Raw genomic sequence first — 13,569 nt, forward strand, 5'->3', positions numbered from 1 at the left:
GGGGAGTTGCAGGGGTGCTCCGGAAACGCCCGCCTCACGGTCCGAGCCCCCACAACCCCTTCCCCACCGCCGTGACCCCGCCCGTCAGCGCCAGCATCAGCACCAGCAGCCGGGCTCGCTTCTCCGGCAGGCGGCCCGCCAGCCCTCTGCCGATCGCCGCGCCCGCGGCCATGGCGACGGCCACGGAGATCCAGCGGGGTGCGCTCAGCGCCGGCACCCCGTGGGACGCCACCGAGAACGTGTTGACGATCACGCTGTAGAACTGGGCGTTGGGGATGAACTCCCTTACGCTCCAGCCCGCGTTGACCGCGTAGAGGGACACCGGCGGGCCGCCGACCCCCGCCGCGGAGTTCATGAATCCGCCCACCGCACCCGCGGCCACCGCACCCGGTGTGCCGCGCAGCGCCCGTACCCGTGCGCCTCTCATCACCAGCAGGACCGCCCCCGTCACCAACCCGCCCATGACCAACATCAGGCCGGCTTCCGGCAGTTGACGGGTCAGCCAGGTACCCACCGGCACGGTGCACGCGGCCGCCAGGCACAGCGGCACCATCGCGCCCGGGCGCACCCGGCGCCAGCCGCCCGCCAGGCCCACCCCACTGATCGCCCCGGCGGCGCAGTTCGCGAGGACGACTCCCTCGGCCGGCCCGAGCAGCAGCACCAGCGCGGGCACGGCGACCAGCGCGAACCCCATGCCGGTGAGCCACTGGACGGTGGAACCGAGCAGCACGACGGCCGCCAGCAGCACATCGCCCGTCCATCCCCCTGTCATGGTGCACCTGCCTACACCATCGGCCCGGCAGACGGGACAGTGCGGGCACGGCCCGACACCTTGGTGCTTGAAACTTGATTTACGGCTCTCACCTGTGACCCGCGGCACTTTCCGAGTGGCGTCGGCACGCACCGGGCATGTGCGCAACGGGCGGCCGGACATCTCACCATGCGGTACTCCGGAGGGGATATTCGGGCGCTCGTTAAACTGAGCCGACACACACGGACTGAGCGAGGAGCGCACGTGGGCCTTGTCGTGCAGAAGTACGGAGGCTCCTCCGTAGCCGATGCCGAGGGCATCAAGCGCGTCGCCAAGCGGATCGTGGAAGCGAAGAAGAACGGCCACCAGGTGGTCGTCGTCGTTTCCGCGATGGGCGACACGACGGACGAGCTGATCGATCTCGCCGAGCAGGTATCGCCGATGCCTGCCGGGCGTGAATTCGACATGCTGCTGACCGCCGGAGAGCGTATCTCCATGGCCCTGCTGGCCATGGCGATCAAAAACCTGGGCCACGAGGCCCAGTCCTTCACCGGCAGCCAGGCAGGCGTCATCACCGACTCGGTCCACAACAAAGCCCGGATCATCGACGTCACGCCGGGCCGGATCCGTACGGCGCTGGACGAGGGCAACATCGCCATCGTCGCCGGGTTCCAGGGCGTCAGCGCCGACAAGAAGGACATCACCACGCTCGGGCGCGGTGGTTCCGACACCACGGCCGTCGCCCTCGCCGCCGCGCTCGACGCCGAGGTCTGCGAGATCTACACCGACGTCGACGGTGTGTTCACCGCCGACCCGCGCGTGGTGAAGAAGGCCCGGAAGATCGACTGGATCGCGTTCGAGGACATGCTCGAACTGGCCAGCTCCGGGTCCAAGGTGCTGCTCCACCGCTGTGTGGAGTACGCCCGCCGGTACAACATCCCGATCCACGTCCGCTCCTCCTTCAGCGGACTCCAGGGCACGTGGGTCAGCAGTGAGCCGATCGAGCAAGGGGACAAGAAGGTGGAGCAGGCCATCATCTCCGGTGTCGCGCACGACACCTCCGAGGCCAAGATCACGGTCGTCGGTGTGCCGGACAAGCCGGGCGAGGCCGCCTCGATCTTCCGTGCCATCGCGAACGCCGAGATCAACATCGACATGGTCGTGCAGAACGTGTCCGCGGTGACGACGGGTCTCACGGACATCTCGTTCACGCTGCCCAAGACCGAGGGCCGCAAGGCGATCGACGCGCTGGAGAAGAACAAGACCGCGATCGGGTTCGAGTCGCTGCGCTACGACGACCAGATCGGCAAGATCTCGCTCGTCGGCGCCGGCATGAAGACCAACCCGGGTGTGACCGCCTCCTTCTTCGAGGCGCTCTCCGACGCCGGCGTGAACATCGAGCTGATCTCGACCTCCGAGATCCGTATCTCGGTGGTCACCCGTGCCGACGATGTGCCCGAGGCCGTCCGCGCCGTGCACACCGCCTTCGGGCTCGACTCCGACAGCGCCGAGGCCGTCGTCTACGGAGGCACGGGCCGCTGATGAAGCGGTCCGCGCGGCCGACGCTCGCGGTCGTGGGGGCGACCGGCGCCGTCGGAACGGTCATGCTCCAGATCCTGTCCCAGCACGCGGACATCTGGGGCGAGATCCGACTGCTCGCCTCACCGCGCTCGGCCGGCCGCAAGCTGACCGTGCGCGGTGAGCAGGTGGAGGTGGCGGCCCTGTCGGAGGAGGCCTTCGACGGGGTCGACGTCGCCATGTTCGACGTCCCCGACGAGGTCGCCGCCCAGTGGGCGCCGATCGCGGCCGCCAGGGGCGCGGTCGTGGTGGACAACTCGGGCGCCTTCCGGATGGACCCGGAGGTGCCCCTGGTCGTCCCCGAGGTCAACCCGCACGCCGTACGGCGCCGGCCGCGCGGAATCATCGCCAACCCCAACTGCACGACCCTCTCCATGATCGTGGCCCTGGGCGCGCTGCACGCCGAGTTCGGGCTGCGCGAGCTGGTCGTCTCCTCCTACCAGGCCGTGAGCGGGGCGGGCCGGGCCGGTGTCGAGACGCTGCGCCAGCAGCTCGCCCTGGTCGCCGGCACCGAGCTCGGCACCTGCCCCGGTGATGTACGGCGGGCCGTGGGGGACAACACCGGGCCGTTCCCGGAACCGGTCGCCCTCAACGTCGTACCGTGGGCCGGTTCGCTGCGCGAGGACGGCTGGTCCTCCGAGGAGATGAAGGTACGGGCCGAGTCCCGCAAGATCCTCGGGCTGCCCCGGCTGCCCGTCGCCGTGACCTGTGTGCGGGTGCCGGTGATCACCACGCACTCGCTGACCGTGCACGCCCGCTTCGAGGGCGAGGTCACCGTCGACAAGGCGCGGGAGATCCTTGCCACGGCCCCCGGTGTCGTCCTCTTCGACAACCCGGCCGCGGGGGAGTTCCCCACGCCCGCCGATGTGGTCGGCACCGATCCGACCTGGGTGGGCCGGGTGCGGCGGGCCCTCGACGACCCCACCGCGCTGGAGCTCTTCGTTTGCGGAGACAATCTGCGCAAGGGGGCCGCACTCAACACCGCGCAGATCGCGGAGCTGGTGGCGGCGGAGTTCGTGTGACGTTCGCCGCTCGCGTCACGCTGGGTGAGTAAGGGCTTGCTGCGGGCAAAAGTGCTGGCCGTGGGTGGGCCCATTTGTAGGATCTATGAAAGAAGTGTGGCCGGAGTAATGGTCCGGACCACTTGATCCGGGCTGCCCGGGCGTCCGAAAATTTTCCTCCCCGCTCTCCGCAACCACACGGAGAGCGGGGAGCGTCTTTGCGAACGCCCTTCGGGGGTGCGGGGATGCTTCAAGGGGCGTGGGGACGCTCTGGACATTCTGGATATAGGGGAAGAGCGGGTAGGCATGAGCGCGTTTGACGCACGGTCAGTTGTGCTGCCTGGAACAAGACGGCGGGCCGCGCCGTCCACAAGACGGGCGGCGATGCCGTGGAGCGTGGAAGCGTGCGACACAAAAGTGACGCCGGGCACGTACAACCCTGACAGGGGGAAACGTGTCCAACTGGCGTGGCAGAGGTACTCGACTTCCCTGTGGCGACGCGCGGCACGGCCCTACGGCCGCCCCGCCCGTCCCTTCGACCCCGCATGCCCGGCGCGCCCGGCGGCATGCCGGTGATCGCACCCATGCCCGCAGCGCGGCCCACCCGCATACCCGATCAGCGCGACGGCGCCGAGGACATCGCGGCGGCCGGTACCACCGTCGACCACCTCACCGAGACCTACCGTGCGCACTACCGCTCGCTACTGGGCCTCGCCGCCCTCCTTCTCGACGACACCGCCTCCTGCGAGGACGTCGTCCAGGAGGCGTTCATCCGCGTGCACTCGGCACGCAAGCGCGTCCGTGACCCCGAGAAGACACTCGCCTACCTGCGTCAGACGGTCGTCAACCTCTCCCGCTCCGCCCTGCGCCGGCGCATCCTCGGCCTGAAGCTGCTCTCCAAGCCGATGCCCGACATGGCGAGCGCCGAGGAGGGGGCGTACGACCAGCTGGAGCGCGACTCCCTGATCAAGGCGATGAAGGGCCTTCAGCGCCGCCAGCGCGAGGTCCTGGTCCTGCGCTACTTCGCGGACATGACCGAGGCACAGGTCGCCGAGACGCTCGGGATATCGCTCGGCTCGGTCAAGGCCTACGGCTCGCGCGGCATCGCCGCCCTGCGCGTCGCGATGGAGGCGCCGGCATGAGCGAGCACGACGACAGGCAGAGCCGGGCGCGGGACGAGCAACAGCCGAAGCACACGCACGCTGGGAACGGAACTGTGAACCACGGCCCCGACGGACAGAGCCCCGAAGGGCTCGGCTCGGACGAGCTGAACCTGCGCAGGATGCTGCACCAGGCGGTCCAGGAGGTCGCGCCGCGCGACGGCGCGCTGGACCACCTGCGGCGAGCGGTCCCCGCACGGCGCGCCCGCAAACGGCAGGCCATGGTCGGCATGGCGGCCGCCGCCCTGTTCCTCGGCACCGCCGTCCCGGCGCTCGTGCACGTGTCCACCTCCACCGGCACCGACGCCGACCCCTCCATGGCCGGCCACGCCTCACAGGCTCAGGGCGGCTCCGGGCAGGGCAAGGGGCCGGACGGCGGCGAGAGCACCGTCGGCGGTTCCTCCGGCACGAACCAGGACCAGGGCACGGACGGCGAGAAGGACGAGGACAAGGACCCGGGCGCCGCCACCGGCACCGGCACGAGCAGCGGCTCCGAAACCCCGGCCACCACCGCGGCGAACGCCCCGGCGTGCACCTCGGTCCAGCTCGGCTCCGCCACCGGCACCACCGAGGTCCCCGACTCCGCGGGCGCGGTCTACGGCACCTTCCGCATCGTCAACGTCTCCACGGGGGCATGCACGGTCACCGGCCCGGGCACCCTCAGCACCACGCCCCAGGGCGCGGCGGACGCCACCAAGATCAGCGCCGTCCGCCATGTCTCCGGCGACGCTGCGGCGGCCCTGCCCGACCCGTCCGTCGAGGTCTCCTCCCTGCTCCTGCAGTCCGGCTCCGCCTACGAGGTGAAGTTCGCCTGGGTCCCCTCCGAGACGTGCCCCACCGGCAATGGCCCCGGCGGCGAAACCGGGGGCGCCAGTCCCGACCCGACGGCCACCCCGGACACCGGCACGAACGGCGGCGGCACCACCACCGGCACCGACAGCGGTGTCACCAGCCAGCTGGTCACCGAGGACGGCACGGCCGACGGCAGCGTGACGGTCACGAACACGGCGCAGGACGGCGGGCCGGTGGTCTCGGCGACGGTGTCCAACGCGTGTGCGGGGACGGTGTACTGGACGGGTGTGCTGACGGGTTCCTAGGGACTGTCCGGCGGGGCGGGCGATACCCCCGCCCGAGCCTCGGCCCCGCTTCACTTGCCCCCGACGTCCACAGGCACCGGCTCTTCATCCGGTGCCAGGCCCAGCGCCGCGTCCCGTACGAACTCGATCTCGCGTCGCAGCAGCCGGAACCACATGAACACCACGAACCCCGCGAAGACGAACCACTCCCCGGTGTACCCGAGGTTCTGGAACGCCTTCAGGTCCAGCCCCGTGCCCGCGGGCGCCGCCGCCGGTACGGCCTTCATCCCGGAGTCGGCCCGCTCCAGGGTGACCCAGGCGTCGTAGACGTCGTACGGCACGAGGTTCACCAGTGACGCCGCGCTGATCGCCCCGGTCTGCCCGGACGGCAGCCCGCCCTGCGCGCTGACCCCGTTGTCGCCCGGCGTCTCGGACGCCTGGAGCGCACCGGTGACGGTGACCTCGCCGCTCGGGGCGGCCGGCGCCTTCGCCGGATCGGCCTCGCCCGGCAGCCAGCCCCGCACGACCGGCAGCGCCCTGCCGTCGTCGGTGCGCAGCAGCGTCAGGACGTAGAAGCCGCTCCTGCCGTCCAGGTCGCGGTCGGGCACCAGCAGCTGCTGGGCGTACCGGCCGGTCGCGGTGACCGGCTTGCCGGACGTCGCCTTGTCCACCGGCAGCAGGTCCCCGAGCGGCCGGGCCGCCTCCTGCCGGTCGGACGCCGCCCGCGCGTCGGCGCTGCGATGGTCCTGCATCCGCGCCTCGAAGCGGCTCAGCTGCCATGACCCCATGAAGACGCAGAAGGGGATGGCGAGCAGCACAAAGACGTTGATCCCCCACCAGCGGGGTGTCAGCAGAAACCGGTACACGCCTTCCACGGTACGGGGCACGGGCGGCGGTCCGGGCTGCGGGGTCAGTACCTCTCGACCAGGTGCTCCCGGCCCGCGGGCGGCTCGTAGGGCTCCGGCCAGAAGTCGGTGACGGTGGCTATCCGACCGGATCCGTCCGACGTGAAGAACGAGATGCCGTTCATCTCGTCCTGCCCGACCGTGAAGCGGATCCAGGTGACGACGCGGTCCGGTTCGGCGACGATCCGCTCGATCCGCAGATGCCAGTCGCTCGGATACTCCCGGTTGAACCGGACGTAACTCTTCCGGCCGCTGATCTGCTCGCGCGTCTGCGGCAGCGTGTAGACGACGTCGTCGGCCAGGGTGTCGGCGAACGATTCCCAGTCCCGGGCCTCGGCACTGGCCCAGAACCGCTCGACTGTGGTGCGTAGATCGGTCATGCGGACGAGTCTGCACCCCGCCACTGACAATCGGCCGTGAGCTTGACGAGCCGACCTCGCCGGTGGAGGTTTTCCACAGGCTGGGGACCTCGTCCGCGCAATGTCCGATCAGGCGTGCACTATGGGGCCATGACTGAGAGCAACGGGTCGGATCAGCGCGACCAGCAGGGACAGAGCGATGCGACGCCGGACTGGGAGAAGCGCTTCCGGGCGCCCCGGGTGTCCCTGCCCGACTGGGCGGAGGACGCACCGGACCGCTCCCTGTTCGTGTCGAACGCGACGGGGACGTACGAGCTGTACGCCTGGGACCGTGCGACGGGCGACCAACGCCAGGTGACCGACCGGCCGAACGGCACGACGGACGGCGTGCTCTCCCCGGACGGCGCGTGGATCTGGTGGTTCGACGACAAGGACGGCGACGAGTTCGGCGTCTGGCGCCGCCAGCCCTTCGGCGGCGGGCCCGACGAGTCCGCCACCCCGGGCCTCGCACCCTCGTACCCGGCGGGCCTGGCCCTGGGCCGGGACGGCCGTACAGCGGTCGTGGGCCGCTCGACGGACGAGGACGGTACGACGATCCACCTCGCCCTGGCCGGCGCGGACCCCGCGGAGATCTACCGTCACCGCGAGTCGGCGGGCGTCGGCGACCTCTCCCACGACGGCTCGCTGATCGCGGTCGAGCACACCGAGCACGGCGACGCGATGCACTCGGCCCTGCGCGTCCTGCGCCCCGACGGCACGACGGTCGCCGAGCTCGACGACACCAAGGGCGGCACCGAGGAGCTGGGCCTGGAGGTCCTCGGCTTCGCACCGGTCGACGGGGACACCCGGCTGCTGATCGGGCATCAGCGGCGGGGCCGCTGGGAGCCCCTGGTGTGGGACGTGGCCACGGGCGAGGAGACGGACCTCGCCCTGGACCTGCCCGGTGACGTCGGCGCCGAGTGGTACCCGGACGGCACCGGTCTGCTGATCGCCCACAGCTTCGAGGCCCGCAGCGAACTGTTCCGCTACGACCTCGCCGGTCGCACGCTGGAGAAGATCCCCACCCCGGCCGGCTCGGTCTCCGGGGCCACGGCACGCCCCGACGGCAGCGTGGAGTACCTCTGGTCCTCGGCCGCCGAGCCGTCGGCGGTCCGCTCCACGAAGGGCGGAGTGGTCCTCGACCCGCCCGGGCTGAAGTCACCCGGCTCGGTTCCTGTGGAGGACGTGTGGGTGGACGGCCCCGGCGGCCGTATCCACGCGCTGATCCACAAGCCGGCGGGCGCGACGGGCCCCCTCCCCACCGTCTTCGACATCCACGGCGGTCCCACCTGGCACGACAGCGACTCCTTCGCGGCGGGCCCGGCGGCCTGGGTCGACCACGGCTACGCGGTGGTCCGCGTCAACTACCGCGGCTCGACGGGCTACGGCCGCGCCTGGACGGACGCACTGAAGCACCGCGTGGGCCTGATCGAGCTGGAGGACATCGCGGCGGTGCGGGAATGGGCGATCGGTTCGGGGCTCGCCGACCCGTCCCGGCTCATCCTCACCGGCGGCTCCTGGGGCGGCTATCTCACCCTTCTCGGCCTCGGCACCCAGCCGGAGGCGTGGACGCTGGGCATCGCGGCGGTCCCGGTCGCCGACTACGTCACGGCGTACCACGACGAGATGGAGGCGCTGAAGGCGATGGACCGCACGCTCCTCGGCGGCACCCCGGAGGAGGTCCCGGGCCGCTTCGAGGCGTCGTCCCCGCTGACGTACGTCGACGAGGTCAAGGCCCCCGTCTACATCTCGGCGGGCGTCAACGACCCGCGCTGCCCGATCCGCCAGATCGACAACTACGTCAAACGCCTGGAGGCCCGCGGCGCCCTCCACGAGGTCTACCGCTACGACGCGGGCCACGGCTCACTGGTGGTGGACGAGAGGATCAAGCAGGTGAGACTGGAACTGGACTTCGCATCACGACACCTGCCGGGACACTAGCCGCGCGGGCAGCTGTGCCGCGGGGGTGGCATGGGTGCGTGGGGGTGGCGCTCGGTCGGCGGCGGGTCGCGCAAGCCGTGTATGGCGGGGGCAGTTGTGCGTGCCGCGGGCAGCTGTGTGTGCCGCGGGCAGCTGTGCCGCCGGGGGCGGCACGGGTGGGCGCGGGCGGCACCCCGTCAGCGCCGGGCCGCGCGACCCACCCCCGCCCAGCCCCGGCGCCGGGTGCCGCTCACGCCCACCCCCACACCTGCCCGCTCACATCCCGGCCCGCTCCCGCGACCGCCGCCCCAGCAACTCCGCCAGCCCCCACCGCGTCGCCGCCAGCACCACCCGGTCCTCGCCCCGCAGCACGTACCCCTCGGGCAGATCCCACACCAGTCCCGACCCCGCACCCGCCGACCCGTCCTCGTACGCCTCCTCCGCCGCCGGCTCCCGCTGCCCGTCCAAGACCCCCGTGTCCAGTGCCAGCACCCGCCACGCCCCCGCCCGGAACGCCTGCCCGACCGTCTTCCCCTCCAGCTGCGGATGCCCGCCCACATCCACCGCAGCGAACAACAGCACCCGCCGCTCCACAGGAATCGCCCCCAGGATCTGCCGCCCCATCATCGCCCCGGCGAACGCGGGCGCGGACAGATGGGACACGCTCCGGCTGCGCGTGGACGCGTCGGGGTGCGCGGCCCGGAGGGTGCGGTACACCGCGGTCGCGAAGTCGTCGTCGTACAGCCGCAGCACCACCCGCAGATCCGGCCGCACGGACCGCGCGTACAGCACGGCCTCCAGATTCGTGGTGTCCGAGCTGGTCACCGCGAGCAGCGCGTCCGCCCGGTGGATCTTGGCCGCCTCCAGGACCCCTTCCTGTGTGACGTCTCCGAGCACCACCGGCACCCGCAGCCGCCGCGCCGTCGCGAGCCCGCGCGCCTCGGGGTCGGACTCGACGCACACCACCGGAATGTGCAGTTCCCGCAGCCGCGTCAGCACCCGTGTGCCGATCTTGCCCAGCCCCAGCAGCACGACGTGCCCGCCGAGCCCGCGCGCCGGCTTGCGCAGCGCGGACGTGCTGCGGAAGGTCCCCAGCCCCTCCAGCACCGCGGCCAGCAGCACCGGCAGCATCAGCAACCCGACCAGCCCGGACAGCAGTTGGAGGACCTGCCGTCCCACGGAATCCCCGATGGCCGGATCGTCGATGGCGAACAGATCGAGCAGGGTCAGATAAAAGGCACTCAGCGGATGGATCCCGGTGACCAGCCATAACGAGACGGCGAGCGCGAGCACGCACCCCACGAGCCCCGCCAGCGACCACCGCAGCCGCCGCGAGAACAGCGACGCGAACGCCGGGACGACCCCACTGCCCGTGGGCAGCGAGGGCCCGGAGTACGACACCTGCTCCAGCACGACGCTCCCGCGCCCGCGGGCGTCCCGTACCGCCGCCGCGTCGGGCAGCAGCAGTGGCCCCTCGGCCCCGCTGCCCTCGGAACCGTCCGTGCCTGCGGGGTTGTTGCTCGTCGTGGAGAGCAGGGCCAGCGTGCCGAGCCCGGAATCGGCCGTCTGCCCGGGCCGCGGCGGCGGTCGTTCCACCGCGCGCAGCAGCAGGCCGTCCGTCTGTACGACCTTGCTGGTACCGGCGAGCGCGGTGGCGGCCAGCGCGGGCGCGGCGGTGTCGGCGTCGGACAGGACGGTCGTCGAGGAGTCGGACGGGTCGAACCCCGGGCCCGGTTCTGCGCCGTCCCCCTCGCCGGTGGCCAACGCGGCGGCCTGGTCGAGGAGTTCCTCGATGTGCTGCCCCAACCGGCGGTTGTAGAGCCGGAGTACGAGCCGCAGCCGGGGGTTGAGCCGGCGGGCGGTGAGGGCGGCGCGGATGTTGGTCTCGTCGTCGTCGTACACGAGCGCGAGCGCGGCGGCCTGTGCGACGCCCGCCTCGGCGAGCACGGCCTCGGTCGGCTCGGCGGCCGCGACGACCCGTTCGTCCCCGGCGGGTTCGCCGCCGGAGCCCCTGCTCCCGCCGCTCGTTGCGTCGGTGCCGTTCGTGGTGCCCGGGGAGTTCGTACCGCCTGCGCCGATGGCCCGGCCGACGGCCGCGTTCACCACCCGGTCGAGCAGCGCCGCCGAAGCGGCCCGGGCCCGGCCGACCACCGGTGGCCGCATGCCGCGTTCGGACGGTGGTACGACGAGCGTGACCTGTTCGCCGTACACACCGCGCAGTTCTGCCGCGAGCCGGTGCACGAGTCCGTCGTCACCGCACACCACCATGTGCGCCGGGGCATCACCCGGCCGACCCTGATTCGGAACGCTCCCCACGAGGGAAAAGACTGCCAGGGCGGGACGGGTGGTTCCAAGGATCACGGGCGCCGCGGTGAACCGGGGCGCCCTGTCCGCCGTATCGAAGGCGAGGGAAACCAGCGCCCTTTCCGCATCACCGGAGGTACCTCGCCCGTGGCCATCACCAAGTCGGCGCCGAGCCGGGCCGCGCACACGGACGCTTCCGGTGACGGGGACGAGGGCGGCCCGCAGCCGGACTCGAAGTCACCCCTCGTCCTGACCCTGCTGCTCGTCATGGCCGTGCTCCTGCAGGGCCCGGTCCGCAGGGCGCTCGGCGCGCCGGTGATGCAGAGCTGGATGACCGTGTTCGTCGCGGTGGTTGTCCAGGCGCTGCCGTTCCTGGTGCTGGGGGTGCTGCTGTCGGCGGCGATCGCCGTGTTCGTACCGCCCTCGTTCTTCGCCCGCGCCCTGCCCGGCCGCCCCGCCCTCGCGGTCCCGGTCGCCTCGGCGGCGGGCGCGGTGCTGCCCGGCTGCGAGTGCGCGTCCGTCCCCGTGGCCGGAGCGCTCGTGCGCCGGGGCGTCACGCCGGCCGCGGCGCTCGCGTTCCTGCTGTCGGCTCCCGCGATCAACCCGATCGTGCTGACGGCGACGGCGGTCGCGTTCCCGCGCAACCCGGAGATGGTGCTCGCCCGGCTGGTCGCCAGTCTGCTGGTGGCCTGCGCGATGGGCTGGCTGTGGCTGCGTCTCGGCCGCGCCGACTGGCTGCGCCCGCCGGCCCGGACGTCGTACGAGGGCCAGGGCAAGGGCGTGGCGTTCTGGGGCTCGGTCCGGCATGACGTGATGCACGCGGGCGGCTTCCTGGTGGTCGGCGCGATGGCCGCGGCGACCCTGAAGGCCGTGGTCCCGTCGGGCTGGCTGCGCACGGCGGCGGACAACCCCGCGGTGTCGGTCCTGGCCCTCGCGATCCTGGCGGTACTTCTGTCGATCTGCTCGGAGGCGGACGCGTTCGTGGCGGCGTCGCTGTCCCAGTTCTCGCTCACCGCACGGCTGACGTTCCTGGTCGTCGGCCCGATGATCGACCTGAAGCTCTTCGCGATGCAGGCGGGCACCTTCGGCCGCGGCTTCGCCCTGCGCTTCGCCCCCGCCACCTTCGCCCTCGCCGTCGGGGTGTCCGTGCTGACCGGGGCGGTGCTGCTGTGAACCGGCAGGCACAGTCGGCGGTTCTGTTCCTCCTCGGCGCGGCCCTGCTGCACGCGGGCCTCACCGACCTCTATCTGCGCTACGTCAAGGCCGGCCTGCGCCCGATGCTGCTGGCGTCCGGAGCGGTACTGATCGCGGCGGCGCTGGCGACGGCGTGGTACGAGTGGCGGCGGGGGAGAGTGGACCACCCGGACGACGACCACGGCCACGCCCATCGCGAACCCCGGGTCTCCTGGCTCCTCGTCCTCCCGCTCTTCGCGCTCATCCTGGTCGCCCCGCCGGCCCTCGGCTCGTACAGCGCCATGCACACCGGTACGGCCCTCCAGCAGTCGTACGGCTATCCGGCCCTGCCCGCCGCCGGCCGGACCCTCCGCCTCAGCCTCGCCGACTACGCGAGCCGCGCGGTCTACGACCACGGCCGCTCCCTGCGCGGCCGACAGATCAGGATCACCGGCTTCGTCGCCCTGGACCGCTCCGGCGCCCCCTATCTGGTCCGCATGGCCCTCAACTGCTGCGCGGCGGACGCCCAGCCGGTGAAGATCGGCCTGACCGGCCGGATCCCCCCGGTCCTCCAGCCGGACACCTGGCTGGAGGTCACCGGCACATACACCCCGCGGCAGACCAAGGACCCGGTCAACCACGGCCCGATCCCCTTTCTGAAAGTCACCAGGGCCGCTCCGGTGCACGCGCCGCACGACCCGTACGACGAGACCTGGAACACCTGACGGCCGGACCGGCGATCCGGTCCCGGTGCGTCGTACCGGGTGCGTCGGCAGGAGTCCGGTGATGCAATGGCATTCGGGGGTATTCAGGGGCATTCGGGGGCTTACAGACACAAGAGGTGAGCCGTGAACGAGCAGATCGACGAGATGGGACCCGTCGACTACATCGTCGTGGAGTTCCCCGGCAACCGCATGACAGGCGAGGCCTTCCCGCTGCTGGTCGACCTGGTGGACCGCGGCCTCATCCGGATCCTGGACCTGGTGTTCATCAGGAAGGACGAGGACGGTTCGGTGAACGCCCTGGAGATCGCCGATCTCACCGGTGACGGCAATCTCGACCTCGCCGTCTTCGAGGGTGCGAAGTCCGGCCTGCTGGGCGACGACGACATCGAGGAAGCCGCCGCGGCCGTCGAGCCGGGCAACTCCGCCGGCCTGCTGATCTACGAGAACGCGTGGGCCGCCCCGTTCGCCGCCGCGCTGCGCCGCAGCGGCGCCCAGCTGGTGGCCTCCGGGCGGCTTCCCGTGCAGGCGCTCATCGCCTCGCTCGAAGCGGCCGAGGCCGCGTCCTGAGGTGCTCGATT

At 71.8% G+C, this 13,569-nt stretch carries 12 protein-coding genes; 8 read left to right on the forward strand and 4 right to left on the reverse strand.

Going from position 1 to position 13,569, the window contains the following annotated elements:
• Positions 1-34: 34 nt before the first annotated feature.
• A complete protein-coding gene (locus F7R91_RS26120; protein WP_150951746.1) occupies positions 35-772 on the reverse strand; it encodes a sulfite exporter TauE/SafE family protein in 738 nt (245 codons plus the stop codon).
• A 243-nt stretch (positions 773-1,015) separates the two neighbouring features.
• Here F7R91_RS26120 and F7R91_RS26125 point away from each other — a divergent pair, with 243 nt between their 5' ends.
• From F7R91_RS26125 to F7R91_RS26140, 4 genes are all read left to right on the forward strand, one after another.
• Positions 1,016-2,293, forward strand: a complete 1,278-nt coding sequence (locus tag F7R91_RS26125) for an aspartate kinase (RefSeq protein WP_150951748.1) — start codon at positions 1,016-1,018, stop codon at positions 2,291-2,293.
• The gene (locus tag F7R91_RS26130; protein WP_150951752.1) at positions 2,293-3,351 is read left to right on the forward strand and encodes an aspartate-semialdehyde dehydrogenase; all 1,059 of its coding nucleotides are present in this window, start codon (positions 2,293-2,295) and stop codon (positions 3,349-3,351) included. The genes F7R91_RS26125 and F7R91_RS26130 overlap by 1 nt, the downstream gene beginning before the upstream one ends.
• Positions 3,352-3,875: 524 nt before the next feature.
• Positions 3,876-4,472 carry a SigE family RNA polymerase sigma factor gene (locus F7R91_RS26135; protein ID WP_150951755.1) on the forward strand — a complete coding sequence of 199 codons (597 nt, stop codon included), beginning with the start codon at positions 3,876-3,878 and terminating at the stop codon, positions 4,470-4,472.
• Positions 4,469-5,587 carry a hypothetical protein gene (locus F7R91_RS26140; protein ID WP_225320794.1) on the forward strand — a complete coding sequence of 373 codons (1,119 nt, stop codon included), beginning with the start codon at positions 4,469-4,471 and terminating at the stop codon, positions 5,585-5,587. Before F7R91_RS26135 ends, F7R91_RS26140 begins: the two co-directional genes overlap by 4 nt.
• A 50-nt stretch (positions 5,588-5,637) precedes the next feature.
• Here F7R91_RS26140 and F7R91_RS26145 read toward each other — a convergent pair whose 3' ends face one another.
• Both F7R91_RS26145 and F7R91_RS26150 read right to left on the reverse strand, forming a co-directional pair.
• On the reverse strand, positions 5,638-6,432 hold the full coding sequence (locus F7R91_RS26145; protein WP_191971645.1) for an SURF1 family protein: 795 nt from the start codon (positions 6,430-6,432) through the stop codon (positions 5,638-5,640).
• 44 nt (positions 6,433-6,476) lie between these two features.
• On the reverse strand, positions 6,477-6,851 hold the full coding sequence (locus tag F7R91_RS26150; protein ID WP_150951758.1) for a nuclear transport factor 2 family protein: 375 nt from the start codon (positions 6,849-6,851) through the stop codon (positions 6,477-6,479).
• Between the two features lie 129 nt (positions 6,852-6,980).
• On the opposite strand from F7R91_RS26150, the gene F7R91_RS26155 reads away from it, so the two are divergent.
• The gene (locus F7R91_RS26155; RefSeq protein WP_150951761.1) at positions 6,981-8,810 is read left to right on the forward strand and encodes a S9 family peptidase; all 1,830 of its coding nucleotides are present in this window, start codon (positions 6,981-6,983) and stop codon (positions 8,808-8,810) included.
• Between the two features lie 255 nt (positions 8,811-9,065).
• On the opposite strand, the gene F7R91_RS26160 is transcribed toward F7R91_RS26155, so the two are convergent.
• Positions 9,066-11,057 carry a potassium channel family protein gene (locus F7R91_RS26160; RefSeq protein WP_150951764.1) on the reverse strand — a complete coding sequence of 664 codons (1,992 nt, stop codon included), beginning with the start codon at positions 11,055-11,057 and terminating at the stop codon, positions 9,066-9,068.
• Between the two features lie 183 nt (positions 11,058-11,240).
• Between F7R91_RS26160 and F7R91_RS26165 the strand changes: the two genes are divergently transcribed.
• The 3 genes from F7R91_RS26165 to F7R91_RS26175 all read left to right on the forward strand — a co-directional run bounded on the left by F7R91_RS26165 (position 11,241) and on the right by F7R91_RS26175 (position 13,558).
• Entirely contained in the window at positions 11,241-12,266 is a 1,026-nt protein-coding gene (locus F7R91_RS26165; RefSeq protein ID WP_225320795.1) for a permease, read from the forward strand.
• Positions 12,263-12,991 carry a TIGR03943 family putative permease subunit gene (locus tag F7R91_RS26170; protein ID WP_150951766.1) on the forward strand — a complete coding sequence of 243 codons (729 nt, stop codon included), beginning with the start codon at positions 12,263-12,265 and terminating at the stop codon, positions 12,989-12,991. The genes F7R91_RS26165 and F7R91_RS26170 overlap by 4 nt, the downstream gene beginning before the upstream one ends.
• 144 nt (positions 12,992-13,135) lie before the next feature.
• Entirely contained in the window at positions 13,136-13,558 is a 423-nt protein-coding gene (locus F7R91_RS26175) for a DUF6325 family protein (protein WP_150951955.1), read from the forward strand.
• Positions 13,559-13,569: the final 11 nt, after the last annotated feature.

Origin of the sequence: Streptomyces luteolifulvus (assembly GCF_008806595.1) — a bacterium.
In the GTDB taxonomy this organism is placed as follows: Bacteria; Actinomycetota; Actinomycetes; order Streptomycetales; family Streptomycetaceae; genus Streptomyces; species Streptomyces luteolifulvus.